Raw genomic sequence first — 16,575 nt, forward strand, 5'->3', positions numbered from 1 at the left:
CTAGTGTTTTCGCGCGCCAAATTCAGCGGTGCGTTGCAGGGAGGATTTTTTCCAGCCCTGGGCAAGCTGGTCGTCCGTCACCCCCTGCTGGTGATTGCTGCCTGGCTGGTCCTGGTGGGCACCCTGCTGTTGTCGGTGCCCCCGTTGCTGGAGGTGGCGGCCAGGAAGCCGCCCCCATTGTTGCCGGAGAGCTCCGAGGTGCTGGCCGCCGGCGACGCCATGCAGGACGCGTTCGACGAGGCAGGCGCGGGAAACGCCGCGATCGTCGTCCTGACGAACAAGAACGGGCTGACCAAACGAGACGAGCAGACCTACCGGACGCTGGTGGAACGGCTCAACGCCGACACCGAGCACGTGATCGGGACGCAGGACTTCATCAGCATTCCCGAACTGCGTCCGGTGATGACCAGCGAGGACAATAAGGCCTGGCAGCTGCCCGCCAGCCTGCACGGCACGATGGGCCTCGCTGACGGCCAGAAGGCCTACTCCGGGTTCCGCGAAATCGTCGACGAAGTCACCGCGGGCACCACGCTCACGCCGCACATGGTCGGCGGCGCCGCGACGCTGGAAGACCTCAACGAATACGGCGTCCGCGATCAACACGTCGTCGAGATCGCCACGGTGCTGATCGTGCTGACCATCCTGATCCTGGTCTACCGCAACGTCGTGGCGATGATCATGCCCTTGCTGATGATCGCCGTCTCGCTCGGGGTGGCCCAGGCCGCCGTGGCCGGCCTCGGTGACCTGGGACTGCTCGGGCTGGGGCCGCAGACGTTGGTGCTGATGACCGCGGTGATGATTGGCGCGGGTGTCGACTACGCCATCTTTCTGTTCACTCGCTATCACGAGTACATCCGCACCGGCTTGAGTTCAGACGAGGCGGTGATCTCCGCCCTCGGATCGATCGGAAAGGTGATCGCGGGATCCGCGGGAACCACCGCGCTCGCGTTCTACGGATTGGCCTTCACTCAGCTGGCCGTCTTCTCCACCGTCGGCCCCGCGCTGTCGGTCACCGTCATCGTGGGCTTTCTCGCGTCGATCACGCTGCTGCCCGCGATGGTCACGCTCGTCGGCCGTCGCGGCTGGGTCAAACCGCGCAAGGACCTGACCGGCCCGTGGTGGCGGCGATCCGGGCAGCACATCGTGCGCCGGCCGCTCACGCACCTGGCCGCCAGCTTGGTGATCCTGATCGCCCTGGCCGCCTGCGCGTCTTTGATCACCTACAACTACGACGACAGAAAGAACCTGCCCGCCGACGCCGAAAGCAACCTCGGCTACGACGCTTTGGCCGAGCACTTCCCGGTCAGCAGCACGGTCCCGCAGTTCCTCTTCATCCAGTCGTCCAAGAATCTGCGTAGCCCCAGGGCGCTGGCGATCATGGAGGAGATGGCGCACCGGATCAGCCAGCTGCCCGATATCGACATGGTGCGCGGCATCACCAGACCCACCGGCCAAGTCATCGAACAGGCCAAAGCCACCTATCAGGCCGGCGAAGTGGGAAGCAAACTGGGCCAGGCGTCTGATCTCATCACCGAGAACGATGCGAACCTGGACTTGCTGGCCGGCGGGTCGCACAAACTCGCCGACACGCTCGACCAACTCCGCGACAGCGTGGTCGGCGGGGTCATCACGGTGCGGCCGCTGGTGAACGCCCTGGCCGCGATGCAACAACAGTTCGGCGGATCGAAGACACTCGACGAAATCGACAAGACGGCGACGTTGGTCGAGAACATGCGTTCCCTCGGCGAGGCGATCGGCGTCAACACCACCCGGATCACCGATATCCACGCCTGGGCGACTCCCATGGTCAACGCCCTCAACGCCAACCCGGCCTGCGACGTCGATCCCGGTTGCGTCGCTTCGCGCCAGGATCTGCGCGAGCTCACCGCGCCGGAGAACGCCGCGACGGTACAACGAATCGCCGAACTCGGTCGCGAGCTCGAAGGCACCGAGGGCACCCAAACCCTTGACGAGACCCTGCGCTCCGTGAGCGAGAGCATGGAGACCGCGACCGACGCGGCCCGTCAGCTGGGGATGGACAAGCCGGGCAACGTGGCACAGCAGCTCGCCACCGTCGAACAGGGGGCGAACCTGCTCGCCGATTCGAGCCGTGCGCTCGCGATCGGCACTCAGCTTCTGGTCAACCAGACCAAGGTGATGGGCGGCGGATTGGATCAGGCTTCGGCGTTCCTGGAGGCCATGAGGCGCGATTCGGCCGACCCGCCGATGTCCGGGTTCCACATTCCGCCGCAGATTCTTACCCAGCCGGAATTCCAAAAGGCCGCATCGCTTTTCATTTCGCCGGACGGTCACTCGGCGCGTTTTCTGGTGCAGACGGCGCTGGACCCGTTCGGCACCGAAGCAATGGACCAGGTCGCGGAGGTCATCGACGCAGCCGAAAGTGCGCGACCCAACACGATTCTGGCCGACGCCGATATCTCGATGGTGGGATTCTCCTCCGTGCAGAACGAGATCCGCGGTTACTACAGCGGCGACGTCAAGCTGATCATGATCTTCACCCTCGTCGTCGTGTTCGTGGTCCTGATCCTGTTGCTGCGTTCCCTCATCGCGCCGCTCTACCTCGTCGGAACGGTCGTGTTGTCCTACCTGTCGGCACTTGGGATCGGGGTGGTGTTCTTCCAGTTCATCCTCGGACAGGACATGGCATGGAGCGTGCCGGGAATGACGTTCCTGGTCTTGGTGGCGGTCGGGGCCGACTACAACCTTCTGCTCATTTCTCGTATTCGCGACGAGGCGCATCTCGGTATGGGGCCCGCGGTCGTGCGCACCATCGGCGCGACCGGTGGCGTGATCACCTCGGCGGGCCTGATCTTCGCGGCGTCGATGTTCGGCCTGACCTTCAGCAGCCTCGCCGCTCTCGTGCAAGTCGGCTTCGTCATCGGGGTGGGCCTGCTGCTGGACACCTTCGTCGTGCGCACCGTCACCGTGCCCGCGATCGCCGTCCTGCTCGGAAACCTCAACTGGTGGCCGTCGAAACCACCAGCCCTCGTCAAGAAGGACGACCAACAGCCCCCGCAGCCCCCGGAGGAACCACCGACCGAGGTACTCAGCACGGTTCCGGCCGAGTCGATGGCGAGACGGAGCGTCGGCGCCCGGCGCCCGACAAGGACGACGGGCCGGTTCGCCAAGCCGCATCGATCACCCGCGCGGCCGGTGGGATCGGGTGTGACGTACTGACCGGTTAACGCCTACCGGGTCTAACCGGCCTCGGCGGCGAGGCGGTATCTGCGGACGGCCAGCGGTCCGAACACCGCGGCGAGCGCAAGGAACCAGACGACGGTCAATGTCAACGGTAAGACGGGTGAGGTCCCTTCGACGAAGGCCCGCATCGAGTCGATCGCCACCGACATCGGTTGGTATTGAATCAAGGGCTGCATCCACGATGGGTACATCCCGACCGGGGCCACGCCGGAGCTGGCGAACACCAGTCCGACGGATCCTGTTGCGAGATAGGTGAACACGGCGTTGACGTTGGGTCCCGCCGAGAGGGCGAATGTCAGGATGACGGTGGAGAACACGAGGACCACGAGAACCGGCACCAGCAGGAAAGGAATCACCGCGATCCAGCCGCTGGCGAATCGAAGGCCGAGCGCGACACCGACGGCGGTGATCAGTGCGGCGGCCACCAGTGTGCGCACGGCCTCGGCGATGAGCCTGCCGACGATCACGCTGGCCCGGTGCACCGGAAAGGTCCACCAGCGGCTGAGCAGGCCGCTGGCTCGTTCGAAGGGAACGGAAAAGCCCGCGCCGAGCGCACCGAACATTCCACCGGCCAATGCGCACATCGGCACCAACGCCTGGAGGTTGTCGGTGCCGGAAATCGCCACCATCGACTCGCCGACGAGCAGGTAGTAGACGAGCAGCAGCAGCGTCGGAAGCAACAGGCTCTGAATCGGAATCGCGGGCATGTTCCGCCAGTGGTTGGCGTGCCGGCCGGCGAACAACAGGCTCTCGGTGAGCAGCGAGGACCGAGGCGACGCGCTGGGGTTCACTGTGTCCGCCGTTGCATCCGCAGCGCGATCGCACCGAACACCACGAGCAGGCCCACAGACCATGCCAGGGTGGCCGCCAGGTTGATGCCCGAAACGTTGCCGAGGGCAAGCCCGCGCAGCGTCTCGGTCACGTGCGAGACAGGCTGGTGCCGCACGAAGGGCTCGATCCAGTCCGGGAACGCCGAAACCGGCGCCATACCCGTGGAAAGCAGGACCAGGAGCAGTTGCGGAATGAGAAGAAGCTGGCTCACCGCATCCAGCGTGTAGCCGTAGGACCCCATCGCGTCCGCGCCCAGGGACAAGGCGAGTGTCAGCAGCAGCGCAACCGCGACAAACGCCGCTGCGTAAAACGCGCCGCCCATCATCCGGAACCCGAACAGATAGGCGGTGGCGATGGCCGCCGCGATGGCGAGGGCGCCGCGGAACAGGCAGTACAGCATCCGGGCCATCAGCGGGGCGGCGGCGCTGATGGCCAGCGTGTGCAGCCGGACACCGATCCCGAGCCGACGGTCTTTCGCGGCTCGCTCGGTGGTGGTCAGCGCGCCGAAGAGCATCGACTGGACGACCACGGCAGGCACGATGTACTGGGGGTAGCTCATGCCGCCGGTGTTGATCACGTTCTGCAGGGCGAAGGTGAAGCCCAGGAAGGTGACGATCGGCGTCGCCACCCCGAACAGCAGGTCATGATCGCGCAGTGAGGAAAGCACCACGCGCTCGGTCAGCACGGTGACCGCGGTCATACCGTGACACTCGACGGGGTCAGGTGCAAGAACACCTCGTCCAACGACGGCTTGCGAAGCGATATGTCCAGCAGCTCGATTTCCAGCTGTTCGATCCGGCGCAGCACCATGACCAGCGTCGCCGCACCGTCGCGGGCCGGCACCGACACGGTGTTGGCGGCCGCGTCGATCTCGGCACCCTCGATGTCGGCGACCAAGCCGAACACCCGGTTCAGATCGGCCGGGTTGAGCGGGGTCACCTCGCAGTAGCCGAAACCCATGCGGCGCTTGAGGTCCTCGGCCGTCCCGCGGGCGACGACGCGCCCGCCGTCGAGAATGACGACGGAATCGCTGAGCACGTCGGCTTCGTCGAGATACTGCGTGGTCAGCAGGACGGTGATGTTCTGAGCTTTCAACGACGCCACCAACGCCCACACGTCGCGGCGGCTGCGCGGGTCCAAACCGGTGGTGGGTTCGTCGAGGAACAGCACCCGGGGTGGAACCACCAGGGCGGCCGCGATGTCGATGCGGCGCCGCATGCCCCCCGAATAGGTGAACACCGGGCGGTCGGCGGCCTGGCGCATGTCGAACCGCTCGATCAGCTCCTCGGCGCGCTGACGCGCCTCCTGGCGACGCAGCCCGCGCAGCCGCCCGAACAGCACGAGGTTCTCGCGGCCGGTGAGCACCTGGTCCAGGGCCGCATCTTGGGCGGTCAGCCCGATGCTCTCCCGTACCTGCCCGGGCTGCCGGACGACGTCGAAGCCCGAAACCACTGCTCGACCAGCGGTTGGGCGCAGCAAAGTCGCCAGAATCTTGACGAGCGTCGTCTTGCCGGCGCCGTTATGGCCAAGCAAAGCGCAGACCGACCCCGTGGGCACGAAAAAACTGACGTCCCGCAAAGCGGACACCGACCCGTCGAAGGTCTTGGCTACGCCATCTAGCTCGATCACAGATTCACGATACCGTTGATAGAAAGGTTCTCGAACCGGAACCGGTCGACGCCATCCTCTCATCGAGCAACCAGTGACGGGCGCCGGCCACTGCGCTGTCCAGCAACCAGACCAGGGTCGGAGCCCGGTACGGTGCATCCGTCGCACTCAAACGGCGTGGTGTGCCCACGAGGTGGTGAGAACGCGTCATGGGATTCGCACCGCGAACAGCCGTCCGCGCCCGGCCCGCTGAGATAGCCTACGGTGCGATCTATCAGGGCGAATAGGCGTATAGGATCGGCGCGCGGATTGTCGGGAGGAAGATGCGAGCAGCGGTCAAGTTCTATGTTTCGAAGCCGATAAAGGACACCTTTTTCCATTGGGCGTATGACCGTTGGCGGCTGCCGTTTCGGGACAAATATCTGCCGTTTGTCGACGGTAAATGCGGATTAGAGGTAGGCGGCCCGAGCCTCGTGTTCAGCAGCAAACTGCCGGTCTATAGGCATGTGCGCTCGCTGGACGGGGTCAACTTCGCGACAGACACGATCTGGGAAGGGCGACTAGAGGCGGGGGACACGTTCGAGTTCTTCGGCGATAAGGCCGGTCGGCAGTTCATCGCCGAGGCTACCGACCTGACCGAAATCGAAACCGATCAATACGATTTCTTGCTCTCCTCGAACTGTCTTGAGCACGTCGCCAACCCCATCAAGGCACTCATCGAATGGAAGCGGGTCATCCGGCCGGGCGGCGCTTTGGTGCTCGTTTTGCCGAACAAGGTGAGCAACTTCGATCACCGGCGGCCTGTTACGAGCTTCGACCACCTACTGGACGATTTCAACAACGACGTCGGGGAGGACGATCTCACCCATCTCGACGAGATTCTGCAGCTTCACGACCTGGCGTTGGACCCGCCCGCGGGGACCCCGGCGGAGTTCAGGCAGCGGAGCCTCGAGAACGCGTCCAACAGGACGCTGCATCACCACGTGTTCGATGCCCAACTCGTCGACGACCTGCTGCGCCACCTCGATCTCGAGATCGTCGACATCACTGCGGCGCATACCGACTTCTTCGCGCTCGCCAGAAAGAAGACGGCACCATCCTTGTGAGTCTGCGCGAGGCCATCCGTTACCGATTTGACGGTGACGCACTACGTTTCATCTGCGAGACGCATCAAGAATTGCCTTCTCAACCACCACACGACCGCAGGACCCTCGTTCTGTTCGCGCATTTCGATCCGCACGGCGTCGTGGATCCTTATGTCGTCTACTACTTGCAGGCACTGCATGCGCTCGGCGCGACGATTCTGTTCGTCTCCGGATCCCCTACGCTTGCACGGGATTCAGTCGACCCTATCCGCCCGCTGTGCGCCGGCATATACACCCGCCGTACCCTCACCCTCGATTTCGGTTCCTGGCATCTCGCATGGTGCATCCTTCACGAGCGTGGCTGGTCACTCGAGCAGTTCGACCGGTTTGTCTTGGCCAACGACAGCGTCTACGGCCCGCTGTTTCCACTCCGGGAGATGTGGGAGTCGTTCAGCGGAGCCGACATGTACGGTGCAATCGAGAGCCGTGAAAGGGGCCACCACCTTCAGTCCTTCTTTCTCGCCTGGGACCTCAACTCGCGCACCCGGCCGTTTCTCGACGATTTCTGGCGCAGATTCCAGTACATCGACGACAAGTGGTGGATCATCCGGCTATACGAGGTCGGCTTGTCCAAGCGGGCCCGGAGGGCGGGCCTGTCCATGAAGGCCTATGCCTCTCTCGCTGCCATCAGAGCGTCGTATGCACGCTCGCCGGCGCATCCGTGGGCTGAGAAGCTGTCCGGGCGGCCGACGAACGCCACCCTTTTCTTCTGGGACGGTCTCATCGAGCAGCTGCGTTTCCCGTTCCTCAAAACGGTCCTCCCGCGCCACAACGTTCCGTGGCACGACTCGATGGCACAGCTGCGGGACTTCATCGAGACACACACGAGCTATCCGTACGGGCTGATCCAATCGAACGTGGACCGCCTTGCCTGTGGGCCGCCGACTTGGCGCAGGCCACCTGCCGCGCCGCGGCGCAGCAGGTGATGCTTCAGCCGCCGACCATGACGGATGTCGGGCGTTCCACCTTGCGCTTCTCGAACACAATCATGCTGTCGTAGAAGTGAACTGCGGCGACTTGATCCTTGGCGAACGGCTGGGAAGCCGCCCGCCGGTGATACCAGTGGTGCATGTCGTCGACGAGGCCTTTGGCTGTCTCGATGAAACTGCGGCGCGAACGGTATCCGCCACCAAACGAGGGCCAGTAGGCCGTGTGGAGATCCTCTACGACGTACAGTCCGCCGTCGCTGAGGAGCGGAAACAGCGTTTCGAAACTGGCCTTTATGTGTTTCATCACGTGGCTGCCGTCATCGATCACGATGTCGATGCCGCCCATCTCCTGGACCACTCCCTGGAGGAAATCCGGATCGGCCTGGCTCCCGATCCGGACACTGCCGTAATCACCGTCGAACCGGGCGCATGCGGGATCGATATCGATACCGAAAACCTGGGATGCAGGGCCGAAGTACTCCCGCCAGAGTTTCAGCGACCCACCCCGATACACCCCGAGCTCCAAGAGCGATACCGATCCCACCTCTCGATACGGGGAAAAATGTCGTTCGTAAATCGGTAGGTAGTGAAGCCATTTGAGGAGTTGCGGCCCCTGATGGTTTGCGAAGAGTCGCTCCATCCGGGTATCGCCGATTTTGTCCCTTACATCGTCGAGCTCCGATTGGAACTTCTCGATGCTTTGCGCAGATGGCAAATAGGCCGTAAGCCTGCGGGCTCCGTTTTGCAACTGGTTCGCAATCCGGTTCCTTATCGCCACATAAACCCCTGTCGTTGTCGAGCACCGTTCATCGGCGGCTCCGCAGTCGATCTTCACCGCGATGACGTTCGCGCGCAAGACCGCGTCTCCTCCTTCGCCTCCCGCAAGATGACGTAAATCCGCGTGCCGCTAGAAGTTCGAGCCGCCGATGTGGAGCGCCGCGCCAGTGGGCACGATCACCAGCAGGGCGACGACCCAAACAAAGATTCGCGCCTCACTGCGAGACGCTGGTTTTGCTATCTCCGGCCTGCTAGCCGCGTACATGATGTAGACAACCGCGACGTCGAAGGTGATCAAGATCCACCAGCGAGTCCAGTCGACTGCGGTCATGAACACCGGCACCATCAACGCCAAGGCCAGCACGGCCAACACGTAGTTGCCCCGCAGTTCACGAAGAAATGTCGTGACCGGTACGCCGGAGAAGAACTGGATCGCCCAGGTGGTGCCGACGAAGTACAGCAACCCGACGATGAACGAAGCCAAGAGCGGCAGGACGCCGAATTGCGCCACCATCTGCACGCCGTCGCTGAAGTTGGATTCGAGAATGGGGGTCGCATAGCGACACATCCAGTCGTGGTAGTCCGACTTGCTCTCGACGCGGCCGAACATGTAATCCAATGTATTCTGCACGGAAGTTGATGCGGCGTAAGGGTTTTCGATCATCCTGTGCGGAATTTGTTCGCACAACAATGATCCGACCTGTTTGCGTCCCAGCCCGGCGGCCAGCAGCACCGCGACGATTCCCGGCACAACAGCCGACATCAAGCAGATGCGCTGCAGGGCAGGCGACATATCCTTCGGCAGAACGACTATCGCCAGAACCGCGCCGAGCGCGAGTTGCAGGGGAATCGCCTCGTGCACGAACGCGAGTGCGGCGATTGCGCTTCCATAGAGCGCACAAGCGATCAGTCTGGGCCGAGCCGTGCGGGTGTTGGTGAGAAAGAGGCCGAGAGCGACCAGCGCGGCCATCCCGAAGAGTTCCGGATGCGGAGAGTACAGTGCATAGGTCAACGAGAACGGCAATACCGGAACAAGCAGTGCCAGCATCACTCTGCGCTCGCGCCCGGGCTGCCCCGACAGGATCCGCCACATCAGCACGCCCAGTGCGATGAGCCAGACGACAACGGACGCTCCCAGCATCGTGTAAGCGGCTGTGAAGTAGTAGCCGTCGGGAAGCATCCGAATGATTTCGCCGCCGAGGCCGCGACGGACGAACCCGAACTCGTAATTGGGCACGTAATACGACAGCCAGTAGATCGCCGACGGATAGGCGACCAGCACGACGAACAGATGAATGATGGCGGCGATCACCAGCCAGACCGACACCAGCAGGTACGTCCGCGCACGTTTGTCGGCAAGACCTGCGTTTGTCATGTCGATTCCTCGGGTGTAAGCCGTCGCAACGGCTCCGTCGGCACCAGCCACTGTCTTCGGGGTTGGCGTTCGAAGGGCAAACTAGCGCAACGGGCGTGCGCCCCGAACTGTCGGGTAGACAGGAGCGACGGGGCAGCCGGTGACGGCGTCTCCCGCCCGCGCGCTCTGCGACCAGGACCCGTATCCGCCTCATCTAGGATGGGCGCGACGACAGTTGGGGGAGCGAATAGATGCTGCTCATCGGCATTCCGGCCTATGGTCAACATGACTACACCCACGCTGTCGTCAGCGATCTGCGACGCGAGCGAGCCGACTTCGTCATCGTCGACAACCGAGGCGATTACCCGCGACTCGAAGACGAAGAGGTCATCACGCCGGGGCGGAACCTCGGCTGGGCCGGTGGATCGAACTTCATCTTCCGCCACGCGTTCGCCAACGGTTACACCCACGCGATGACGCTCAACAACGACACGCGGCTATCCCCGGGATTCGTCGCCGGCATGCTTGACCCCCGCATCCCCAGCGACGCCGGAATCGTCGTCCCTGTCTATGACGACGTCAACGGTCACCTTCGGATTCTGTCCGACTACCGCGGCCCGGCCGGGAACTACGAACCCAAGCCGGTGCTCCGCAAGTTGCCCTTCACGGATGGCTGCGCGTTGATGATGACGAAGCAGGCCTGGTTGGCCATCGGCGATTTCGACGAGCGGGCATTCGGGAGGTTTGCCTGGGGCGCCGATGTGGACCTGTGTCTGCGCGCGAGAACGGCCGGCTTCGGGGTGTACGCGACAGAAATGGCATACATCAACCACTTCGGACGAAAATCAGCGACGGGTTTGAGCCGTCTGTACGGGGCTCGCGCTCAGTTTCGCTACCGGTACGGATTGCTGCGCTACTGGGGCAAAGAATGGCGGTTACTCACGACGCGGACGAGCACGATGCCCTTGGCGCCTCCCACGCGGGACGCGGTCACCGGCAGCGAAGGCGGCCCCACTCATGCCTGAACGACTACCGGTTATCGCGGCGGTCCCCAACTACAACATGGGCGATTATTTGCGCAGGCTGCTGCCGCAATTGCTGGATCGAGGCTACGACCGCATCTTCGTGCTGGATGATGCCTCCACCGACCACAGTGTCGATGTAGTCGCCGAATTCGGCGACGTGACGCTGGTGAGGGCGGCCGTAAACCGGGGCGCCAGCGCCAACCGCAACCAGATCATCGATCAGGTCGATGATGACGTCCTGATCCATTTCATCGATGCCGACATGGACCTCAAGACCCCCGACACCGCGGACGTCGCCAGGGAGCTGGCCGCGCGCTACGCCGCTCAAGGCGTGGGAGTGATCGGTGGCTTGGTGAGCCGCTCCGACGGCAGCCAGGAGCCACACAACTACGGGCCGTCATTCTCCTTCAGGGCCACCCTCACCTCGGGTTTACCCCTGCTGGTCGACCGCTTCAGACACCAGCCCCGGCTCGCGAGGACCGTCGGGCGTGTGGTCAAGCCCGCCATCAAACAGTGGCCTAATGTGCTCGAGGCGCCCGTTCCGAAGCAAACCTACTGGCTGCACGAGGGCAATATGCTCATCTATTCTCACGTGCTCAAATCGGTAGGTGGCTATGACGCCTCAATGCGGGAACACGAGGCGCAAGACCTCTCGATCCGTTTGGAAAAACTTGGCATCAAAAGACAATTCGATCCCACGATCGAAGTCGTTCATCACTACGTAGATGTCCGAGGTAAGACCCGTTTGAGGAATCAGTACTATGCCGCCCGCTATATCATCCGCAAGCACGGGCTCGCGCGTTATCTAACTGATCGCTGAATTACAGCCGCTGGCTGACACCTGCTTCTTGTGGGCGGTGGCAACGACACAGGAGTCCGTAATGACGCATCGGCCGATGCTCACGGCAGCACGCGGCTTCAAGGTCGAGTTGCTGCTCTGTGCGCTGCTGGTCGTAGTGGGCGCAGCGATTTATCTGCCAAAACTGGCCGCCGCCGTCCTCATCGACCACGACGATGTCATCAGCGTTATAGCGGCGACGTGCAATCAAGTGCGGTACAGCGAAGCTATCCCGACGGGGCGGTGGGTAAGCGCTGCCGAATGGCAGCAGTACTGGCAATTGGACACGTTTGGCTGCTTCGACCAAATTCAGCACGGTCTGACGTATTACGACATACACCCTCCTCTTTACTTTTGGCTCCTGCATATCTGGTTCAGCGTGTTCGGCGTATCCATTACCAGCGGGCTGGTGCTCAATCTGGTCATACTCCTGATTACGGCGGTCATAATCTATGCCTGCTGCCGAGTGCTGGACGTGTCGAACACGTTCAGCTTTATCGTGAGTGCGGCTTGGGTGCTGAGCCTGTACTCGCGAATGACAATCAGCGTCATTCGCCAATACGCTCTGTTCTCGATGCTGGCAGCGTTGCTGCTGCTCTTGACGGTCTTGTGGCTCAAGAAACGCCAGCCCGGATACCTCTTCGGGATCGCGATAGCGCTGGTAGCAGGGGTTTTGACCCACTACCAATTCGTCATCCCGGCCGTGATGACCTTCTTATGTGCCTGCGCCATCCTGGCGAGGCGTCGCCAGTACAAAGAGGTGACGCAGCTCGCGATAGTCAGTGGACTTGCCGCGCTTACTTTTTACCTATCCCATCCCAACTTCCTGGAAGCGATGGGGCGGGCGGACGCGCAGGCGCAGTCGTTCTCCCTGGTCGGGTTCGCGCAGCGGTTGGGTTCGGTGGGCGGAACCGTACTGCAGCTGTTCAATCCATTGGACTGGTCGCATCCGCTGCCATTCGGACTACTTGACTTCTCGGATCCCCTCTACGCTGCGATCAACTTGTTGAACGTCGCCGTTGGCGGGGCCGGCCTCTATTTTGCTGCACGGCTCGCGATCAGGGCGTACAGAAAACGTCCGGACACGTTGGATGCGATGGTGTCGGTCGATTCCTTGCCGTTCGTCGCGGGCGTCGCGTCATGGCTGGCGATCACTGCGCTCTACATATTCTTTGTCAGCCCGGTCCACGCTATCGGACTGCAGTATCTTCACTTCGTCACGCCGTTTCTGTTCGTGGCTTTGGGGCAAGCGGCTGAGGCCTGTAAGGACTCCATTCCGCGCAAGGTTGTCGTCGCGCTTCCACCCCTCTTGGTAATTGGTGCGGCACTCGCCACCGCCTTGTTCGTGGCACATCGCTCCGAGCTGTTGCGTATTGACGAGATCAAACAAGCAGATGCGCTGATCTTGGACTCCGACGAGATAGGAATCCTGCCCACGATCCTTTGGCATGCGAACCCGGCGACGAAGGTGTACGCCGCAGCAACACAAGATGATTTGTTGGCGAACCTTCCTGATCCCGCAACTGTTGCTGAAGGAAACCTCTTCTACGCCAGCTCGCTCGCCTACGGCAATACTCCCGAGAAGCGACAACAGATATTGGAGCGCCTGGCGGAAATGGGTTATCGAAACGAGGCCGGCCTGAGCGTCAGTGTGGTGTATCTCGTCCCGCTCGGCGGAGAAATATACGAGTTCGAGCACTGACCCGGCTTCGGCCGCGCGGAAAGCTGCTTGCGGTTCCAGTTACAGGCAAATGAAGGCTGGTGTAGGCAGCACCTATCCGGTATCCGGAGGCTCGGATCATTCGTGTCCGGTCGCATGTGCTAATCGGACGATTCGGGCGCCTCCGGAGCTCCCGGTGATAGGCTGAGGGGTCTCCGATTCTGGGGCTGCGAGTGCTGTCGCTCCGGGTCGCGAGCGAACAGGATTGTGAGGAGTTTCGTGGACACCGATGTGATGGAGCCTGCGACGGTCGCGGCGCCGGAGGGCAGCCGAAACCCGCGGACTCCGATGATGATCGCCTCCGCCGCACTGGGTGCGGTTCTGGCGACGATCATCGTGCTCGTGTGGTCGTTTTCGAACGGCCCGCAAAGCCCCAAATCGGAGGAACCGGCGTCGGCGCCGTCGTCGAGTGCGCCGGCCGAGTCCCCGGATGAACTTCTCCCGGATGCGTCCGACTCGGGCTTGCCGGGCCTGCCGGACGGCCTACCGGCCGGGCTCATCCCCGGCGCCGAGGCGGCCGAGGGCGCCAACCCGTTGGATATGGCCTCGATGTTCAGTAGTGGCTCGACCGGTTCGGGCGGCGGTGGCGTGGCCGCGGCCCCGCTGGCCCTGCCGCCGCCGCCGGACCTCCCGCCGCCTCCCGATCTGGCTACCGTGATGGACGCCCTGGCCCCCTACGTGGGGACGGCGTTGGTGCCGTCGATCATCAGCGGCGACGCGATCGCCGGCATCATCACCGCCGCGGGCGGATGGGTCACGGCCGCCGGGGTCGCGACGGCCAACAACGCCACGCTTTTGCTGAGCAACCTGATCCTGGCCAGCGCGATCAGCGGCGGGAACCCGTGGCCGTTCCTCGGCGGAATACCGGCCACCAACCCGCTGGACGTGCTGGCGGGCGCATTCCAGGGGGTGGCGTCGCTGGGCAACCTGCCCGCGATAGGGCTTCCGTCGCTTCCCGCGCCCGACCAGGCACTCGCTGGTCTGTCCTCGGCGCTCGCGGTGAGCGTGCCGGCCCTCGATGCGCTTGGGCAGCTGAACTTTCCGTCGTTCCCGCCCCCGCCGGCGGCCGGGTTGCCGCAGCTGCCGCCGCCACCCCCGGTCGGAATGCCGCAGCTGCCGCCGCCGCCTCCGGTGGGATTGCCGCAGCTGCCGCCGCCGCCGCAGATCGGTCTGCCTCCACCGCCGCCGCTCGGCCTGCTGACGATCGGCCTGCCGTCCTTCTGAGCCTCTGAACCGGCCGGACGGCGAGATGGCGGCGCACGCCGCCAACGTCGGTCCAACGTGCTCAATGACGAAAGCGCGGTGCCTAATTGGCGCCTATTTGGCGTCCAAACGCGCGAATCGGCCGTCGCGGTAGTACTCCACACAGGTCGACCGGCGGATCTTGCCGCTGGTCGTGATCGGCAGTGACCCCGGAGCCACCAGCACCAGATCGGCCACCCGCAAGCCGTGCGTGGCCGATATCGCCGAGGTGATATCGCGCTTGATGGTGTCGAACCGCGCTTTGATCTCTTCCGGGGAGCCGCCCTTCTCCTTGACCTCGACGAGGGTCACCAACTCTTCGGTTCCGTCGTCGGCGATGGAGATCGCGGCGCAGCGGCCCCCGGAGATCTCCTGGACCGTCGCCTCGATGTCCTCGGGGTAATGGTTGCGCCCGTAGACGATCAGGAGATCCTTGACGCGGCCCATGATGAACAGCTCGCCCTCGGAGATGAAGCCCAGATCTCCGGTGCGCAGCCACGGCTTTTCCGGGGTGCCCGGCGACGGCGCGACCAACGTCCCGCCAAACGTGCGCTCGGTTTCCTCGGGCTTGTTCCAGTAGCCCTTCGCGACGTTCTCCCCGTGCACCCATATCTCACCGGTGGTGCCCGCCGGGCACTCCCGGCAGGTTTCGGGGTCGACGATCCGCACGGTGTTCGACCCTGGCTTGCCATAGCTGACCAGCGGTGTACCCGCGTTCGAGCAGCGCTTGGCGTGCCCGATGGACAGCTTCTCGGATTCGAAATGCGCGACCTCCGGCGGATCACCCGGCCTGCGGGTGGCCACGTACACCACCGCTTCGGCCAGGCCGTAGGACGGCCGGATCGACGTGTCGCGGAACCCGTACTTGCTGAACTTGTCGGTGAATCGCCGCAGTGTCGCGGGATGCACGCGCTCACTTCCGCTCAGCAGGCCGAGCACGTTACCGAGGTCATAGCCCTGCATGTCCTCATCGGTGGTGCGGCGCACCGCCAACTCGAACGCGAAGTTGGGCGCCGAACTCATCACGTTGGTGTGGCTGGCCATCAGCTGAATCCACCGCGCCGGACGCTGCAGAAACGACATCGGGCTGATGAGCACGGAGTGCACTCCGCCCAGGATCGGAACGCACAGGCCCAGCAACAAGCCCATGTCGTGGTACAGCGGCAGCCAAGACACCACCGTGGTATCCGGCGGGGCGACCTTGCCGAAGTCGACGAAGAAATCCGCGTAGATCTGCTCGAAGTTCGCCGACAGGTTGCGGTTGGTGATCATGACGCCTGCAGGTTCCCGCGTGGAGCCCGAGGTGTACTGCAGGTAGGCGATGTCCTGGCCGGACTCGGACCGGCGCGGGGGGCGCTTGCGCGAGGTTTCGTCGAGCGCGTCGACCTCGATAACGGTCGGACCCGACGCGGTGGCCTGCACATACTCGGTGACGTCACCGGTCGCCGCGGAGGTGGTGAGGACGACAGCGGGGTCCGTGTCGCGCAGCACCGCGGTGACCCGCTCGTCGTGGGCACCGGGTTGGGGGACCGACAGCGGCACCGCGATGAAGCCGGCTTGCAACGACGCGACGAACGCCGCGATGTAGTCCAGGCCTTGCGGCGCCAGGATCACCGCACGGTCACCGGGCGACCCGCAGCCGCTCAACTGCGACGCGAGGTTTGCTGCCCGCCGGTTCAACTGGGCCCAGGTCAGGGTTTGGGGAACGGCCGCGCCGTCGTGGTCGTAGTCGACGTAGGTGAACGCGACGTCATTGGGTTGCAGACTGGCGCGTTCGCGCAGTACAGCAGGTATCGAGGACCCCAACATCAACGTACGTCGACCTTCCGGTTCGGCCCGCTATGCCGCGAGCAGGGCATTTGCTATTTGACCGCACGGACAATT

General features: G+C 63.6%; 13 protein-coding genes. 7 read left to right on the forward strand and 6 right to left on the reverse strand.

Translation table 11 applies throughout. From position 1 onward, the window contains the following. Positions 1–90 precede the first annotated feature (90 nt). Positions 91–3,198 (forward strand): MMPL/RND family transporter, encoded by a 3,108-nt coding sequence (locus G6N28_RS16290; protein ID WP_235674595.1) that lies wholly within the window; start codon positions 91–93, stop codon positions 3,196–3,198. 20 nt (positions 3,199–3,218) lie between these two features. Here G6N28_RS16290 and G6N28_RS27110 read toward each other — a convergent pair whose 3' ends face one another. From G6N28_RS27110 to G6N28_RS16300, 3 genes are read right to left on the reverse strand one after another with little or no spacing between them, the layout of a single operon-like run. Then, positions 3,219–4,013 carry an ABC transporter permease gene (locus G6N28_RS27110; RefSeq protein WP_235674596.1) on the reverse strand — a complete coding sequence of 265 codons (795 nt, stop codon included), beginning with the start codon at positions 4,011–4,013 and terminating at the stop codon, positions 3,219–3,221. Continuing rightward, complete coding sequence (locus tag G6N28_RS27115) at positions 4,010–4,753, reverse strand: ABC transporter permease (protein WP_235674597.1); 744 nt, start codon at positions 4,751–4,753, stop codon at positions 4,010–4,012. The genes G6N28_RS27110 and G6N28_RS27115 overlap by 4 nt, the downstream gene beginning before the upstream one ends. Further along, on the reverse strand, positions 4,750–5,682 hold the full coding sequence (locus G6N28_RS16300; RefSeq protein ID WP_163901972.1) for an efflux ABC transporter ATPase subunit, DrrA-related: 933 nt from the start codon (positions 5,680–5,682) through the stop codon (positions 4,750–4,752). Before G6N28_RS16300 ends, G6N28_RS27115 begins: the two co-directional genes overlap by 4 nt. 302 nt (positions 5,683–5,984) lie before the next feature. Here G6N28_RS16300 and G6N28_RS16305 point away from each other — a divergent pair, with 302 nt between their 5' ends. Together G6N28_RS16305 and G6N28_RS16310 are read left to right on the forward strand one after the other, a co-directional pair. After that, on the forward strand, positions 5,985–6,767 hold the full coding sequence (locus G6N28_RS16305) for a methyltransferase domain-containing protein (protein ID WP_163901975.1): 783 nt from the start codon (positions 5,985–5,987) through the stop codon (positions 6,765–6,767). Beyond that, positions 6,764–7,732: a rhamnan synthesis F family protein gene (locus tag G6N28_RS16310; protein WP_163901977.1), complete on the forward strand. Its 969-nt coding sequence runs from the start codon at positions 6,764–6,766 to the stop codon at positions 7,730–7,732. The genes G6N28_RS16305 and G6N28_RS16310 overlap by 4 nt, the downstream gene beginning before the upstream one ends. 4 nt (positions 7,733–7,736) lie before the next feature. Here the strand turns inward: G6N28_RS16310 and G6N28_RS16315 are convergent, their stop codons facing one another. Together G6N28_RS16315 and G6N28_RS16320 are read right to left on the reverse strand one after the other, a co-directional pair. Then, positions 7,737–8,591, reverse strand: coding sequence for a class I SAM-dependent methyltransferase (locus G6N28_RS16315; RefSeq protein ID WP_163901981.1), 855 nt, complete (start codon positions 8,589–8,591; stop codon positions 7,737–7,739). Positions 8,592–8,642: 51 nt separating this feature from the next. Beyond that, positions 8,643–9,887, reverse strand: a complete 1,245-nt coding sequence (locus G6N28_RS16320; protein WP_163901983.1) for an Rv1490 family membrane protein — start codon at positions 9,885–9,887, stop codon at positions 8,643–8,645. A 230-nt stretch (positions 9,888–10,117) separates the two neighbouring features. On the opposite strand from G6N28_RS16320, the gene G6N28_RS16325 reads away from it, so the two are divergent. The 4 genes from G6N28_RS16325 to G6N28_RS26845 all read left to right on the forward strand — a co-directional run bounded on the left by G6N28_RS16325 (position 10,118) and on the right by G6N28_RS26845 (position 14,673). Beyond that, positions 10,118–10,891: a glycosyltransferase family protein gene (locus G6N28_RS16325; protein WP_163901985.1), complete on the forward strand. Its 774-nt coding sequence runs from the start codon at positions 10,118–10,120 to the stop codon at positions 10,889–10,891. Then, positions 10,884–11,711 (forward strand): glycosyltransferase family 2 protein, encoded by an 828-nt coding sequence (locus G6N28_RS16330; protein ID WP_235674598.1) that lies wholly within the window; start codon positions 10,884–10,886, stop codon positions 11,709–11,711. The genes G6N28_RS16325 and G6N28_RS16330 overlap by 8 nt, the downstream gene beginning before the upstream one ends. A 61-nt stretch (positions 11,712–11,772) precedes the next feature. After that, positions 11,773–13,431 (forward strand): glycosyltransferase family 39 protein, encoded by a 1,659-nt coding sequence (locus G6N28_RS16335; RefSeq protein ID WP_163901987.1) that lies wholly within the window; start codon positions 11,773–11,775, stop codon positions 13,429–13,431. 237 nt (positions 13,432–13,668) lie between these two features. After that, positions 13,669–14,673 carry a hypothetical protein gene (locus G6N28_RS26845; protein ID WP_179962097.1) on the forward strand — a complete coding sequence of 335 codons (1,005 nt, stop codon included), beginning with the start codon at positions 13,669–13,671 and terminating at the stop codon, positions 14,671–14,673. 93 nt (positions 14,674–14,766) lie between these two features. On the opposite strand, the gene G6N28_RS16345 is transcribed toward G6N28_RS26845, so the two are convergent. Next, positions 14,767–16,500, reverse strand: coding sequence for an AMP-binding protein (locus G6N28_RS16345; RefSeq protein ID WP_163901989.1), 1,734 nt, complete (start codon positions 16,498–16,500; stop codon positions 14,767–14,769). Positions 16,501–16,575 lie beyond the last annotated feature (75 nt).

The sequence above is a fragment of the Mycolicibacterium pulveris genome (assembly GCF_010725725.1).
Classification (GTDB): domain Bacteria; phylum Actinomycetota; class Actinomycetes; order Mycobacteriales; family Mycobacteriaceae; genus Mycobacterium; species Mycobacterium pulveris.

Excerpts from the sequence above, each read along its gene's own strand:
- G6N28_RS27115 (WP_235674597.1), bottom strand. The coding sequence starts at position 4,753 with ATGACCGCGGTCACCGTGCTGACCGAGCGCGTGGTGCTTTCCTCACTG.
- G6N28_RS16305 (WP_163901975.1), top strand. The coding sequence starts at position 5,985 with ATGCGAGCAGCGGTCAAGTTCTATGTTTCGAAGCCGATAAAGGACACC.
- G6N28_RS16320 (WP_163901983.1), bottom strand. The coding sequence starts at position 9,887 with ATGACAAACGCAGGTCTTGCCGACAAACGTGCGCGGACGTACCTGCTG.
- G6N28_RS16325 (WP_163901985.1), top strand. The coding sequence starts at position 10,118 with ATGCTGCTCATCGGCATTCCGGCCTATGGTCAACATGACTACACCCAC.
- G6N28_RS16330 (WP_235674598.1), top strand. The coding sequence starts at position 10,884 with ATGCCTGAACGACTACCGGTTATCGCGGCGGTCCCCAACTACAACATG.
- G6N28_RS16335 (WP_163901987.1), top strand. The coding sequence starts at position 11,773 with ATGACGCATCGGCCGATGCTCACGGCAGCACGCGGCTTCAAGGTCGAG.
- G6N28_RS16345 (WP_163901989.1), bottom strand. The coding sequence starts at position 16,500 with ATGTTGGGGTCCTCGATACCTGCTGTACTGCGCGAACGCGCCAGTCTG.